A 13,423-nucleotide genomic window follows, 5' to 3' on the forward strand; every position below is an offset into this window, starting at 1 on the left:
GCCACGTTAGTTTCAACATTATTTTTGTTACTTTGTGATTTTTAATTGTTAGAACCTGTGACCGCTGCTAGCGTTCGCGGCATAGGAGGATCCCATGCTCGATCACGCTCAAGTCGCGGCCAAAGCTGCTATCGACCCTGAAAACTTTGCCCTCGCCAATTGCCTGCGGGCGTTGGCCATCGATGCGGTGAATGCTGCCAATTCCGGCCATCCCGGTGCGCCGATGGGCATGGCCGACGCGGCCACCGTGCTGTTTCGCAACCATCTGAAATTCGACGCCTCGGCCCCCGACTGGCCCGATCGCGACCGTTTCGTTCTGTCCAACGGCCATGCGTCGATGCTGCTTTACGGGTTGCTGCATCTGACCGGCTACGAAGACATGACGCGCGACCAGATTCGCAATTTCCGGCAGTGGGGGTCGATCACCGCAGGCCACCCGGAATGGGGCCATGCGAAGGGTGTCGAGACGACGACCGGCCCGCTGGGTCAGGGATTGGCGACCGCCGTCGGCATGGCACTGGCCGAGCGCGCGCTGGCCGCCGAGTTCCCCGGCCTCGTCGATCACCGCACGTGGGTGATGCTGGGCGACGGCTGCCTGCAGGAAGGGATCGGGCAAGAAGCGATCTCGCTTGCGGGGCATCTCGGGCTGGGCAAGCTCAACCTGCTTTACGACGACAATGACATCACCATTGACGGGCCGACCTCGGTGTCCTTCTCGGAAGATGTCCCAGCGCGGCTTGCGGCCTGTGGCTGGCATGTGATCCGCTGCGACGGGCATGACGCCAAGGCGCTCGACGAGGCGATGGCGGCCGCGAAGGCCGAGACCGCGCGTCCCAGCTTGATCGCGATGAAGACGGTGATCGGCTTCGGCTCGCCGAACCGGGCGGGCACGGCGAAGGCGCATGGCGCCCCGCTCGGGGACGAGGAAGGCGCGCTGGCCAAGCAGGCGCTCGGTTGGGACGCCGCGCCGTTCGATATCCCCGAGAACCTCGCTGCAGCCTGGGCCGCCATCGGAGCCCGCGGCACGCAAGCCCGTGCGGAATGGGAAGACGCCCTCGCCGCCTCGGGCAAGGCTGCCGAATTCACCGCCCGCGTCGAGGGCAAGCTGCCCGAAGGCTACACCGCCGCCGTCGAGGCTGCGCGTGCCGAGCTGTTCGAGAAACCGCAATCGGTCGCAACCCGCAAAGCCTCGCGGATCGCGCTGGAGCATCTCGCCAAGGCGGTGCCCGCGATGATCGGCGGCAGCGCCGATCTCACCGGCTCCAACCTGACCCGCGTCGCTGCGGTCGACTCGTCCTATACCGCCGCCAAACCGGGCCGCTACATCGGCTACGGCGTGCGCGAGTTCGGCATGGCGGCGGCAATGAACGGTCTCGCGCTGCATGGCGGCTTCAAACCCTATGGCGGCACGTTCCTCGTGTTCTCCGATTACGCGCGCAACGCGATCCGCCTGTCGGCCCTGATGGGGCTTGGCGTCACCTATGTGATGACCCACGACTCCATCGGGCTGGGCGAGGACGGCCCCACGCACCAGCCGGTCGAACATCTGGCCTCGCTGCGCGCGATCCCGAACCTCAACGTGTTCCGCCCCGCGGATGCGGTGGAGACGCTGGAGGCGTGGGATATCGCGATCCGGTCGACGGGCACGCCGTCTTTGCTGGCGCTGTCGCGACAAGGGGTGCCGCAGCTGCGCGGCGCGGGGGATGAGAACCTGACCGCGCGCGGTGCCTATGTGATCCGCTCCTTCGGGGAGGGCCGCGATGTAACGCTTCTCGCGACGGGGACCGAGGTGTCGCTGGCCGTCGAAGCCGCAGAGGCACTGCATGCGGACGGCGTCAATGTCGCTGTGGTCTCGATGCCAAGTTGGGAGTTGTTCGACGCGCAGTCCGAGGACTACCGCGCCGAAGTTCTCGGCACCGCGCCGAGGATCGCGGTCGAGGCCGCGTCGGCCTTCGGTTGGACCCGCTACGTCGCGCGCGAGGCGGATGTGATCGGCATGCCGGGCTTTGGTGCGTCCGCCCCGGCAGAGCGGCTCTATGCCGAGTTCGGCATCACCAAAGATGCGATCGTTGCGCGCGCCAAGGCGCTGATCGCGGGCTAAAGTTGGCGCGGGCCTGAGCGACGGGCCCGCGCTTTTTCTTCAGCCGTTGAGGCCGCGCTCGATCCCCGGCGGCTGGCTTTTTTGCCGCCGACAAACCACAGCGTGCTTGGGCTTTCAGAGCGCCCGCGTGGTCATCGAAACCTGACAGCCCTCGAGCCCGCCACGCACCTCCGCGCCCGCGGGCAGAGGTTGCGGGCCGATGCGCGCGCCGGTGACGATGCAATGCTCCGCCAGCAGCCCCGGCCCGATGACGGCGGCTCGCTCGGCGAGGAAGCTGAGGAAGCACACGATCTCGGAGAGCGACATGCCCGCGGCCATCGTGGGCGGATCGGAAGGCGTGCCGATCACAAGCGGCAGGCGCGTCAGATCGCGGCTCTGCCAATCAGGGACCTCGTCGCCCAAAACGATCGCCTGGTTCGAGAACCGGTCCGCCATCTGCGCCAGCGGCGGCTGTTTTTCGAGCGCGGTGAAGCGCGACTGCAGCACCTCGAAGGCGACATGAACGCTGCCGATCGCATCCAAAATCTCGGCGGGCTTGGCCTTGGGCGAAATATCGGCGCGCAGTCGCACCGCGATCTCCAGCTCGAGCCGGGCATGGGGCGCGACGGCGAGGGTCGTCCCCGTCGGGTGGATCGCTCGGTCCAGAACCGGTGCGCAGGACAGGTCGCGCCCGCCCAGAAGCGCGTGTTTCCAGCCGCCCACCGGACCGAGATGGCGCAGGCTTTCGGCCTGCACCGCATAGGCCTCCGCCGGACTTTCCGGGAGCGGGGTCAGCGCATCGAGCGTCTCGCCGTCATTCGCGGCGGCCAGAGCTTCTGCTGCGCTTGCGATTTGGTCACGCTGCATGATGTGCAACCTCTTCTTTCATAGCGTCGCGCGGGATAATCGCGCCGGGATAACGGACGACGCAGCTTGCAAGCCGTGCGCCATCGAGAATTGCCGCCTCCAACGGCTTGCCGCGTTGCAGGGCGGAGAGAAGCGCGGCGTCGAAACTGTCGCCCGCAGCGGTGGTGTCGACGGCCGCAACGGGCTCGGGCAGCGCAACCCGCAGCGCCGCACCCGATGCGTCGCGCGCCAGCACAGCACCGCCCCCCGTCGTCAGCACGATTGCTCCCGGCGCATGTGTCTCGCAGCGCTTCATGACCGCCTCGGGGTCGACCTCTTCCCAAAGCGCAGCCAGATCGTCGAGCGAGGGCAACGCGAGGCTCGTCACCGCCAAGGCGCGCTCCGTCCACTCCGCCGCCTCGGCCCGGTCGCGCCAGAGCCGCGGGCGGTAATTCGTGTCATAGGCGACCGTGACGCCACGCTGGCGCAGAGCATCGAGCTCCGCCAGCAGCCGCGCGCGCGCCTCCTCGGGAAGGATCGCCAGAGTGATACCGGAGAACAGCAGAACGCGCGCCTGACCGAGCGCCGCGACCTCAGTCCCGTCGGCGCCGAACATCCGGCGCGCAGGCGCCTGATCGCGCCAATAGGTGAAGCTGCGCTCGCCCGTGGCATCGGTGGCGATGAAGCTCAGCCCCGGGCTGCCATTGGCCTCGGCCCCGATAGCCTCGATCTCGACACCCTCCTGCGCAATCGTCTCGCGCATCCAGCGGCTCATCCCGTCTTCGCCCAGCCGCGAGAGATAGCCGACCCGCAGATCGGGCCGGAGCCGCGCGAGATAGATCGCCGCGTTGAGCGTGTCGCCGCCGAGGCGACGATGGAACAGATCGGGCGTTGCGGGATCGTTGGTGAATTCGGCGAGAGGCTCGCCGATGCAGAGAAAGTCCAGCATGTAAGGCTCCGGTCAGGCAGGCGTTACCGGGCTCGGAAGCGGGCTTCCGGCCAGATAGGCGTCGATATTGGCGATCACCAGCTCCGCCATCGCGCGCCGCGCCTCGTTCGTCGCCGAGGCGATATGCGGCGTGAAGAGCGTATTGGGCGCGCGCAGAAGACCGTCTTCCGCCCCATCGGGCGCGACAGGTTCAACCTCGAACACATCGAGCGCGGCAGAGCCCAGCGTGCCGCCATGCAAGGCCGCCGCCAGCGCTGCGCTGTCGACGACCGAGCCGCGCGCGACATTGACCAGAGTGCCCTCGGAGCCGAGCGCCTCGAGCACCGGCGCATCGACGATATACCGCGTCTCGGGCGTGGCTGAGAGCGTGACGAACAGGACATCGCTTTCGGCGGCCAGCGTCCGGGCGTCGGGGCGCCATGCCTCGGGGGCGTCATCATGGGGCTTGCGGGCATGGTAGATCACCTCGACCCCCAGCGCGCGGAGCATATCCGCCAGCGCCCGCCCGATCCGGCCATAGCCGAGGACACCCGCCCGGCATCCGGTCAGCGCCTGACCCAGCCGGGGTTTCTGCCCGTTCGACCATCCGCCGGAGCGCAGCAACCGCTCGCCCTCGCCGATCCGGCGCCGCACCGAAATCGCAAGACCCAGTGCCAGTTCAGCCACCGCCTCCGACAGCACATCCGGCGTCGTCGTCACATGGATGCCGCGCGTGGCCGCCGCATCCAGATCGACCGCATCGGTTCCAACGCCATTGACCGCGATCAGGCGCAGGTCGGGAAATTCGGAGATCTCCTCGCCCGAGAGACCGCGCGCGCCGCTGGTCAGCACGACCTCGATGCCGTCGCGGGCCTCTGCATCGCGGGTGACCGGATGCTCGGCGCAGAACGCCTCCATCATGTCGGCGGGCTTCAACTCGATCAGCGCGAGGATCGACGGGTTCGATTTGGCCTCGTCCTTCATGAGATCTGCCCCAGGAAGTTGCGCAGCCGCTCGGATTTCGGATTGCCGAAGAACTCCGCCGGCGGCCCCTCTTCGATGATCGCGCCCTGCTCCATGAAGATCACGCGGTCGGCAACGGCGCGGGCGAAATCCATTTCGTGAGTCACGCAGAGCATCGTCATGCCTTCGCGGGCCAGATCGATCATTGTGTCGAGCACTTCCTTGACCATCTCGGGATCGAGCGCCGAGGTCGGCTCGTCGAACAGCATGATCCGCGGCTCCATGCAGAGCGCTCGCGCAATCGCGACCCGCTGCTGCTGGCCGCCGGAGAGTTGGGCGGGAAACTTGTCGGCCTGCTCCGGGATCTTCACGCGCTCCAGATATTTGCGCGCGGTCGCCTCTGCCGTGGCCTTATCCGCACGTCCCGTTTTAAGCGGAGCGAGCGTGCAGTTCTGCAGAACAGTCAGATGCGGGAACAGGTTGAATTGCTGGAAGACCATCCCGACATCGCGACGCACCTTGGCGACGTTCTCGCCGCCAGCCGTCAATTCGATCCCATCGACGGTGATCTTGCCGTCCTGAATCTCTTCGAGCTGGTTAAGCGTGCGGATCAGGGTCGATTTGCCGGAGCCGGACGGACCGCAGACCACGATCCGCTCGCCTTGTTCGACCGTCAGATCGATCGACTTCAGCGCCTGAAACGCACCGAAGAACTTGGTGACGCCGCGCATCTCGACGGCGGGCTGCTGTGCTTGTGTCATGGGATGCCTTGTAGGGTGATCCGGCGCAGCGCGGGGGCTGCGCCGGATATGAAGTGAGATCAGTTCGTGGCCGTTTTCGGCGTCGCGGCTTCCTCAGCCGAGCCGTTGCGGACGAAATCGGGGATGTCCGTCGCGAGCCACTGCTCGGAGATCTTGTCCATCGTGCCGTCTTTCATCGCGGAACCGACGAACGCGTTGATCTTCGCCAGAAGCTTGTCTGCGCCCGGCTCGACCGCGATGCCCTGAACCTGGCTCGAGAGCGGGAACTTCTCGTCGAAGCGACCCGGCGCGGCCTTCTCGATCTGGGCTGCCACGACGTTCGACACGCCGATCAGCGGCACCTGACCCGAAAGCAGCGCTTGAACCGCGCCCGCGTCGTCGTCGAAGCGGCGGATCGTGGCGTCATCGGGGGCGACCTTGGTGACGCCCGCATCCTGCGTCGAGGCGCGCACGACGCCGACCGACTCGCCCGACAGATCAGCCGGCTTGGAGACCTTCTCGTCCTTCTTGCCGTAGACCATGATCTCGATCCCGGCATAGGGGCGCGAGAAATCGACCCGCTTGGCGCGCTCGGGCGTGATGCCCAGCGAAGCAACCAGCACATCGACCTGCCCCGAGAGCAGGTAGGGGATGCGGTTCGGGCCGGTCACCGGCACGATCTCGATCTTGGTGCCGAGGTAATCGGCGAGCGCCTTGGCGGTATCGGCGTCATAGCCTTCCGGCTTGCCGCTGGTGCCCATCAGACCGAAGGGCGGGAAATCGACGAGCATGCCGACCTTGAGCACGCCGGCCTTCTCGACCTGATCGAGCGTGGTGGCCTGCGCGTGGCCTGCCATCAATGCGCCGACCGTCAGGGCCGCCGTTGCAACTGTCTTGAGAAACTTCATGGATTACTCCTCCTAAACCTGAAGCGGGTGAAAAATCAGCGGGTGAATGCGAGGCGCATCCGCCCTTCCAACCGGCGCGCATACAGCGACAGCGGCCAGCAGATGATGAAGTAGATCGCGGCCACCAGCCCGAAGACGACGAACGGGTCGAAGGTCGCGTTGTTGACGATCTGACCGGCGCGAGTCAGCTCGGTGAAGCCGATGATCGAGGTCAGCGAGGTGCCCTTGATCAGCTGCACGAGGAAGCCGACGGTCGGGGCCACGGCGATCCGCGCCGCCTGCGGCAGAACCACATGCTGCATCCGGTCGCGATAGCTCAGCGACAGCGCGGTCGCGGCCTCGGTCTGCCCGGACGGCACCGCTTCGATCGAGCCGCGCCAGATCTCGCCCAGATAGGCGCTGGCATGGAAGGTCAGCGCGATCGCCGCAGCCAGAAGCGGGTTGATCGGCAGGTTCAGCACGGTCAGGCCGAAATAGAACAGGAACAGCTGCATCAGGAGCGGCGTGCCCTGGAAGATGCGGATGAACCCGGCGCTGATCCGGCGCAGCGCTTTCGAGCCAGAGCTGCGCGCGAGTGCTACGAACAGCCCACCAATTGCGCCGCCGATGAAAGCGATGGCCGAAAGCAGAAGCGTCCAGCGTACGGCCTCGATGATGAACAGGATGTCGGAGGGTCCGAATTGGCGGATCATGTCAGCGGCTCGCAGGATAGTTGAATACGGCGTTCTGGATGAGCTTGAAGAGGCCCGAGAACAGCAGCGAAAGGACGAGGTAGATGCCGGTCACGACGAGGTAGATCTCGAAGCTGGCGAAGGTCTTGGCGTTCAGATCCGCGCCGATGGAGGCCAGATCGTTCGCCGAGATCGTCGAGACCACGGACGAGGTCAGCATCAGGTAGATGAACTGGCTCGTCATCGCCGGATAGACGTTGCGCAGCGCCGGTTTCAGGATCACGTAGCGGAAAATCTGGATCGGTCCGAGCCCCAGCGCGCGCCCTGCCTCGATCTGGCCATGGGGCACGGATTCGATGCCGGCACGCGTGATCTCGGTCCCGTAGGCGCCGACATTGATCACCAGCGCTATCAGCGCCGCGACATTGGGATCGAGCGAGATCCCGATCGCGGGCAGCCCGAAATACAGAAAGAAGATCTGTACGAGGAAAGGCGTGTTGCGGATGATCTCGACATAGGCGCCGACAATCGCGTGCAGCACCTTGGAATGCGAGGTGCGCGCGGCAGCCCCCAGAACCGACACGATCAGCCCCAGGATCATCGCCGCGAAAGACAGGCGGATGGTCAACCATGCGCCATAGAGCAGCAGGTCGAAATTCTCGAATACGGGCGTGAAATTGAAGTGATACACGTCGCCTCCCCTGCGTGTAACCACATGCCCCTCCGCTCCTCAACGATCGGACATATGCATTTTTAGATCGATCCAATTAGAACGATCTAAATCCTGAGTCGCAAATCACGGATGCGTGATGGTCTTTATTGGGTATCAGTCGACGGGGCCGGTGGTGTCGCGCACCCGCAGGCGGGGCGTCACGATCTCGGATTTGAGCTCTGCGCTCGGGTCCTTGATCCGCCGCAGCAGCAGCTTGGCCGAGGCCGCCCCGATCTGGCGCGGAAAGACCTGCACCGTCGTCAGGCGCGGCGGCGCGCCGAGATCGATGAAGGACAGGTTGTCGTGCCCCACCACCGAGAGGTCGCGCCCCGGCATCAGGCCGAGGTCGAACAGCCCCCGCAGCAGACCCGAGGCGAGAATATCGTTGAAGCAGATCGCGGCGGTCGGGCGCGGCTCCAGCGCCATCAGCATCGCGGCGGATTGCGGCGAGCCATCCCATTCCAGCGGCACGTCGATCACCCCGGCATTGACGAGCCCCTGCGCGCGCAACTCCTCTTCGAAGGCCCCGAGACGTTCTTCACGCGTCGACACCTTCCCGGCGAGCGAGACAAAAGAAATCCGCCGGTGGCCGAGATCGCGCAGATGCCGCACGCTCAGCCGCACCGCGAGGCCGTGGTCGGACCCCGCGAAATCGCTCAGATCGCGCCCGACATGGCGCATCGCCTGCACCAGCGGCACGCCTGCTGCGACCAGTTTCTCTATCGTGTCCGGCTCGGTCCCTTCGGCGGGAAAGAGAATGATCCCTTCGGCATCGTGCTCGCGCAACCGGCGCAGCAACCCCGACTGCCGCTCGGGATCATCGCGCGAGCTCGCGAGCATCACCTGATAGCCCTGCTCGTCCAGCTCGGCCTCGATCCCCTCGACGAATTCCGAGAAGAAGCTGTTCACCAGGTTCGGGATGATGACGCCGACCGTGCGGCTTTTCTGGCCGCGCAGTCGGGCTGCCCCGCTATTGGGCACGTAGTCGAGCTCGGCAATGACCTTCTCGACCTTCTCGCGCGTCTTGTCCGCAACCAGATCGGAGCCACGAATGACGAGAGAGGCGGTCGCGCGGGACACGCCCGCCGCCCGCGCCACATCCATCAATGTCGTACGCTTGACCGCCATAATCGCGGAGTAACGACACGAAGGCGATCACGCAAGCACGACGGATTCGCCGCGCCGACCGCTGCCCAGACGCGAGACCTTAGCGGTAATGCTTCTGCGTCATGTCGAAGGCGCCGCGCTTCAGATCCATCTTGAAGAACTTGTGATCGCGCTTGAGCCGCTTGACCGCCTCGCGCCCGAAACACAGCAGATCATCGACGAACAGGTCGAAGGGCTGCATCGCCTCGATGATGCGCGGTTCGATCCGGTAGTCCAGCTCGCCCGCATCGTCAGAGCGCGCATGGGCCTGCGCCAGCGCCTGACCGCAGGCGTGGGCATAGTCGCGCCAGCCGCTCTTCGACAGATCGTCGAGGTCGATATCGTCGCGGAAGGGCGCGCGCTCGCGCGACATGAAGCTCATCTCGTCGATCTCCACGCTGCCGTAGAACACATCGCCCTGCGCCAGATGAACCCGCTGGCCATGCGCGATCCGGTCGCCCTTGTCGCCAGCGACGAAATCATTCTCCGGCACGAGGCCTTCCAGCGCGGATTGGCGGGCGCGCTTGAACTCGATGATCAGATCGTCGCTCGCATCCTTGCTCGGCCCTTCGATCAGGCAATAGTAGCGCGGCAGACCCAGCGACGCGGTGCCCTGCCCGTGGCGGATGCAGACATCCTTCACCTTCAACTCGCCCGCGCGACCGCCCGGATCAATCCCGTTCTGCTTGGCCACGTCATTGATGTAGCCCTGGAACTCCGAGATCCGGCTGGAGATCGGCGTCAGTTCGTCATTCGCCCGGAAGCCCCGCCCGGTCTCGTTGAGATAGCGATCCCAGAGCCATTTCTTCCGGCTCTTACGCGCCTTCTTGAACATCCGCTGGATCACCTTCGGGCTGTTATCGGGGCGCATCTGCTGGCTCGCCTCCTTGTCGTGGCGGGCGTAGAATTCCATCCCGTCGCGATAGCCTTCGACGAATTTTCGCACGATCTTCTCGCGGTGCTTTTTCTTCTGATCGCCCTCTTCCTTGGCCGCGATCAGGAAACCCGTGATCCCGCGCTTCAGATCCCAGGTGAAGGGGCCGTAAAGCACGTCGTCGAAATCGTTCACGCCGAAGATCGGCACGTTATCGGCATTCGGCATGATCCCAAAATTCTCGGGATGAACATCCCCGAGCGCCAGCACCGTCGGCATCCGCTCGTCCTCGCCCAGCATGTCGCGGTGGAACAGAAGCGAGGTGCCGCGGAAGAAGGAGAAGAGCGAATCCGCCAGCTCCTCGAATTTCTCGCCCGCGCCCTCGGCCTTCTCGTCGATGCGGACCGCGTGATCTTCGATGATCGTCGAGCGCACATGCAGGCGGCGCGCGAGCCCGGTCAGGTCGCCCGGACGCATCACGCAGGGGTATTTCACATAGGCCTCAGCAAGCTCGCGATAGGCCTCGACCCGGCTCTGGAGCTGTTCGACGGGCGCGACCCCGGTGGCCTTGCGCGACCGCTTCGGGCTTTGCGCTTTCGAATTGGAAGATTTCGGCTTGTTGTTGCCTTCGGCCATGGGAGGTGCTCCTTTTCGGGGTTCGCTCTCCTAACGGAAAGGCGGGCGAAGACGTTCCGAAAAACCAGCGTGAGCACCAAAGATCAGGGCGTATATTCCCCGCAGAGCGCGCGGGACAGGCGGGCCGCCCGCTCCTGCGGATCGTCGAGCGAGAGGACATGGGAAAGCTTGGTATAGGCCGCCTCCGGCGTCATGTCGCGCCCGTCGATCACCCCGTGATCGCGCAGCACCGCCCCCGCCGCATAGGTGCCAAGCGCCATGCCGCCTTCGGGGCATTGGCTGACCGCGATGACGGGGATCGCGCGCTCTTGCGCCGTGGCAAGAGCCGCCCGCACCCCGGGCGTGTCGGGCGCGGTGCCAGAGCCGTAGCAGCGCAGCACCAGACCGTCGCAGGTCTTGGCGGCATGTTCGAGAATGCTCTCCTCCGCCCCCGGCGCCACGGCCAGAACGGCGATCCGGGCGGTCCGGATCGGGCGGCGCGTCAGGCGCTCCCCCGGCTGGCGGGGCGGGATGTCGGAGGGATCGGCGGCAAAGGCGTCGAAGGCGCGCGAATGGCTCTTGCGAACCCGCGCACCATGCAGCAGGCGCCCTGCGAATTGCACCCAGACGCCGGGCTGCGCATGCCCAGCCGCCGCGATCGCATCGCGCAGGTTGCGCGCGCCGTCATTGCCCTCGATCGACAGCGGCAGCATAGAGCCGGTCACGATCACCGGCTTGCCCAGCCCTTCGAGCGCGAAGCACAAAGCCCCCGCCGTATAGGCCAGCGTATCGGTGCCGTGGGTCACGATCACGCCGTCGTAGTGGTCGTGATGCGCGGCGATGGTCTCGGCGATCCGGTCCCAGTCGGCGGGCGTGGCATTGGCGCTGTCGATCAGCGGATCGAGGCGCAGGGTCTCGACCTCGCGCCCTTCGGGCAAGGTGGCGAGGAACTCCTCGACCACGCCCTGCTGCGGCACGAAGCCCGCATCCGAGGCGACCATGCCGATCGTGCCGCCCGTATGGATCAGCAGCAGCGCCACGCCGCGTCCCTCAGTTGCGCGACAGAACGCTGGAGGGCCGGGCGCGCGCCAGCGACACGGTGAGCGCCGCGACGACCGCCGCCTTGATCAGATCGCCCGGAATGAAGACCAGCATCAGCGAGGTGCTCTCGATCAGGCTCTTGCCGAGTGCCAGCGACAGCCCGACGATCCCCATCGCGTAGGACAGCACGATCCCGCCAAGGATCGCCCCCACGAAGACCGAGGCACCCAGCGGCACCGAGCGCCACTTCTCGACGATGAAGCCGGTCAGCCACGCCGCCAGCGGCCAGCTGAACAGGAAGCCGCCCGTCGGGCCGAAGAAGACGCCAAGCCCGCCGCGACCACCGGCCAGCAGCGGCAGCCCCACGGCCACCAGAAGCAGGAACAGCAGAACCGCGAGCGCACCGCGCTTCGATCCCAGCACGGCGCCCGCCAGCATGATCCCAAGGCTCTGCGCCGTGATCGGAACCCCGAAGCCCAGCGTGATTTTCGGGATCAGCGCGAGCACTGCAATCAGGGCCGCAAACAGCGCGATCAGCGCGACATTCTTTTCCATCTCAAGTCTCCCTCTCGGATGTGAGCCCTCCCCGGGCCCGTAGCGCATCGCCGACATGGTCGGCATCGTCAAGCGCAAGAAGCGTGAAGGGCAGCACCAGCCGCCAGCTTGGCCGCCGGGTGGCGCGGGCGCGCCAGCTCTCGGTGAGGCGCCCCCCTTTGTTGGTCAGCACCGGCACCATGCGGATCACCAGCGCGATTGCGATCTCCAGCGCAGCGGTCGACAGCCCGAAGCGGCGCAACGGTGTCGTCAGCCAGCGCACGACCGAGATCATATCACTCAGCCGCGTCGTCATCGACACGAGGTTCGCCAGCGCCACGGCCGAGACCATCCGCATCACGATCACCGCGCCCTGCACCAGCTCGCCGATCACCGCCTGCCAGATCGCGACGATCACGATGAAGGGCCAGAGCAGTTTCAGCGCCGCCAGCCCCGCTCGCAGGAAGGCGCGGCCCGGCAAGGTGTAGGCGATCAGGATCGCCGTGACGACGCCCGCAAGGATCAGGGGGCTCTCGATATAGAACAGGCCCACGGTCGCCACGCAGAGCGCTGCGAGCTTCAGACCCGCAGGCCAGTCATGGGCGGCTGTCTTAACGGGAGAGCTGAGCGATATCATCGGCCTCTCCCGCGCGGGTCATCTCTTCGACGTAAACGGGCAGCACCTCGCGCGCCGCGCCATGCATCCGCAGCCGCCCTTGGTCGAGCCAGAGGATTTCGTCGTAATGCTCCAGCTCGCGCGGGTCGTGCGTGACCTGCATCAGCGTCCCGCGATAGAGCGTCAGAGCCCGCCCCAGCTGCGCTTTGGTCGGGATGTCGAGGCCGGAGAAGGGCTCGTCGAGGATCAACAGGTTCGGGGCCATCGCGCTCACCGCCATCAGGCACAGAAGCTGCTTCTGGCCTTGGCTGAGCGTCGTCACATAGGCATCGCGCCACGCCGCCTTGCCGAACTGCTCCAGGGTGCGATCGGCCGTAGCCTCGGCCTCGGGCTTCTTCATCCCCTGCTGACGCAGCCCGAAGGAAATCTCCTCGATCACGGTCGGGAAGATGATCTGATGATCGGGGTTCTGGAACAGGATACCGACCTCGCGCAGCGCTGCCTTCCGGTCGGCGGCCAGATCGTGACCGTTGATCCGCAAACTGCCCCGGCTTGGCGCGATCAGCCCCGCCATCAGTCGCGAGAGGGTGGATTTGCCCGACCCGTTGCGCCCCACCACGCCGATGCGCCGGGCGCGGGTCTCCAGCGAAATCCCCTCCAGCACCGGGCGACCGTCAAGATCGTGGCCGAGATCGGAGATCGCGATATGGCTCGCGGAGGTTTGGGTCGCACCGTCAGACATGCGCCGG

14 protein-coding genes are annotated in these 13,423 nt (G+C 65.9%); 1 reads left to right on the plus strand and 13 read right to left on the minus strand.

Translation table 11 applies throughout. The features are described 5' to 3' along the window. Nucleotides 1-94: 94 nt before the first annotated feature. The gene (tkt, locus tag BMI85_RS08470; RefSeq protein WP_078600719.1) at nucleotides 95-2,101 is read left to right on the plus strand and encodes a transketolase; all 2,007 of its coding nucleotides are present in this window, start codon (nucleotides 95-97) and stop codon (nucleotides 2,099-2,101) included. Nucleotides 2,102-2,215: 114 nt separating this feature from the next. Here the strand turns inward: tkt and BMI85_RS08475 are convergent, their stop codons facing one another. The 13 genes from BMI85_RS08475 to BMI85_RS08535 form a co-directional block, all read right to left on the minus strand. Continuing rightward, complete coding sequence (locus tag BMI85_RS08475) at nucleotides 2,216-2,947, minus strand: hypothetical protein (RefSeq protein ID WP_078600721.1); 732 nt, start codon at nucleotides 2,945-2,947, stop codon at nucleotides 2,216-2,218. Beyond that, nucleotides 2,937-3,875, minus strand: coding sequence for a sugar kinase (locus tag BMI85_RS08480; RefSeq protein ID WP_246832520.1), 939 nt, complete (start codon nucleotides 3,873-3,875; stop codon nucleotides 2,937-2,939). The genes BMI85_RS08475 and BMI85_RS08480 overlap by 11 nt, the downstream gene beginning before the upstream one ends. Nucleotides 3,876-3,887: 12 nt before the next feature. Further along, nucleotides 3,888-4,838 (minus strand): NAD(P)-dependent oxidoreductase, encoded by a 951-nt coding sequence (locus tag BMI85_RS08485; protein ID WP_078600723.1) that lies wholly within the window; start codon nucleotides 4,836-4,838, stop codon nucleotides 3,888-3,890. Next, nucleotides 4,835-5,578: an amino acid ABC transporter ATP-binding protein gene (locus BMI85_RS08490; protein WP_078542369.1), complete on the minus strand. Its 744-nt coding sequence runs from the start codon at nucleotides 5,576-5,578 to the stop codon at nucleotides 4,835-4,837. Before BMI85_RS08490 ends, BMI85_RS08485 begins: the two co-directional genes overlap by 4 nt. A gap of 59 nt (nucleotides 5,579-5,637) precedes the next feature. After that, nucleotides 5,638-6,465: a transporter substrate-binding domain-containing protein gene (locus tag BMI85_RS08495; protein WP_078600725.1), complete on the minus strand. Its 828-nt coding sequence runs from the start codon at nucleotides 6,463-6,465 to the stop codon at nucleotides 5,638-5,640. 35 nt (nucleotides 6,466-6,500) lie between these two features. After that, nucleotides 6,501-7,157, minus strand: a complete 657-nt coding sequence (locus BMI85_RS08500) for an amino acid ABC transporter permease (RefSeq protein ID WP_078521256.1) — start codon at nucleotides 7,155-7,157, stop codon at nucleotides 6,501-6,503. A 1-nt stretch (nucleotide 7,158) separates the two neighbouring features. Beyond that, a complete protein-coding gene (locus tag BMI85_RS08505) occupies nucleotides 7,159-7,827 on the minus strand; it encodes an amino acid ABC transporter permease (protein ID WP_078600727.1) in 669 nt (222 codons plus the stop codon). A 135-nt stretch (nucleotides 7,828-7,962) separates the two neighbouring features. After that, entirely contained in the window at nucleotides 7,963-8,976 is a 1,014-nt protein-coding gene (locus tag BMI85_RS08510; RefSeq protein WP_078542372.1) for a LacI family DNA-binding transcriptional regulator, read from the minus strand. A 79-nt stretch (nucleotides 8,977-9,055) separates the two neighbouring features. Continuing rightward, nucleotides 9,056-10,504, minus strand: coding sequence for a DUF2252 family protein (locus tag BMI85_RS08515; protein WP_078600729.1), 1,449 nt, complete (start codon nucleotides 10,502-10,504; stop codon nucleotides 9,056-9,058). Nucleotides 10,505-10,587: 83 nt separating this feature from the next. Further along, nucleotides 10,588-11,523 carry an asparaginase gene (locus BMI85_RS08520; protein WP_078600730.1) on the minus strand — a complete coding sequence of 312 codons (936 nt, stop codon included), beginning with the start codon at nucleotides 11,521-11,523 and terminating at the stop codon, nucleotides 10,588-10,590. Nucleotides 11,524-11,533: 10 nt separating this feature from the next. Further along, entirely contained in the window at nucleotides 11,534-12,079 is a 546-nt protein-coding gene (locus BMI85_RS08525; RefSeq protein WP_078600732.1) for a biotin transporter BioY, read from the minus strand. Between the two features lies 1 nt (nucleotide 12,080). Beyond that, nucleotides 12,081-12,695, minus strand: a complete 615-nt coding sequence (locus BMI85_RS08530) for an energy-coupling factor transporter transmembrane protein EcfT (protein ID WP_078600734.1) — start codon at nucleotides 12,693-12,695, stop codon at nucleotides 12,081-12,083. After that, entirely contained in the window at nucleotides 12,670-13,416 is a 747-nt protein-coding gene (locus BMI85_RS08535) for an ABC transporter ATP-binding protein (RefSeq protein ID WP_246832521.1), read from the minus strand. The genes BMI85_RS08530 and BMI85_RS08535 overlap by 26 nt, the downstream gene beginning before the upstream one ends. Nucleotides 13,417-13,423 lie beyond the last annotated feature (7 nt).

It is taken from the genome of Thioclava sp. DLFJ4-1, assembly GCF_002020145.1.
Classification (GTDB): domain Bacteria; phylum Pseudomonadota; class Alphaproteobacteria; order Rhodobacterales; family Rhodobacteraceae; genus Thioclava; species Thioclava sediminum.

Coding starts and splice junctions, on each gene's coding strand:
- BMI85_RS08480 (WP_246832520.1), bottom strand. CDS start 3,875: ATGCTGGACTTTCTCTGCATCGGCGAGCCTCTCGCCGAATTCACCAAC.
- BMI85_RS08495 (WP_078600725.1), bottom strand. CDS start 6,465: ATGAAGTTTCTCAAGACAGTTGCAACGGCGGCCCTGACGGTCGGCGCA.
- BMI85_RS08525 (WP_078600732.1), bottom strand. CDS start 12,079: ATGGAAAAGAATGTCGCGCTGATCGCGCTGTTTGCGGCCCTGATTGCA.
- BMI85_RS08535 (WP_246832521.1), bottom strand. CDS start 13,416: ATGTCTGACGGTGCGACCCAAACCTCCGCGAGCCATATCGCGATCTCC.
- BMI85_RS08515 (WP_078600729.1), bottom strand. CDS start 10,504: ATGGCCGAAGGCAACAACAAGCCGAAATCTTCCAATTCGAAAGCGCAA.
- BMI85_RS08510 (WP_078542372.1), bottom strand. CDS start 8,976: ATGGCGGTCAAGCGTACGACATTGATGGATGTGGCGCGGGCGGCGGGC.
- tkt (WP_078600719.1), top strand. CDS start 95: ATGCTCGATCACGCTCAAGTCGCGGCCAAAGCTGCTATCGACCCTGAA.
- BMI85_RS08500 (WP_078521256.1), bottom strand. CDS start 7,157: ATGATCCGCCAATTCGGACCCTCCGACATCCTGTTCATCATCGAGGCC.
- BMI85_RS08490 (WP_078542369.1), bottom strand. CDS start 5,578: ATGACACAAGCACAGCAGCCCGCCGTCGAGATGCGCGGCGTCACCAAG.
- BMI85_RS08530 (WP_078600734.1), bottom strand. CDS start 12,695: ATGATATCGCTCAGCTCTCCCGTTAAGACAGCCGCCCATGACTGGCCT.
- BMI85_RS08485 (WP_078600723.1), bottom strand. CDS start 4,838: ATGAAGGACGAGGCCAAATCGAACCCGTCGATCCTCGCGCTGATCGAG.
- BMI85_RS08475 (WP_078600721.1), bottom strand. CDS start 2,947: ATGCAGCGTGACCAAATCGCAAGCGCAGCAGAAGCTCTGGCCGCCGCG.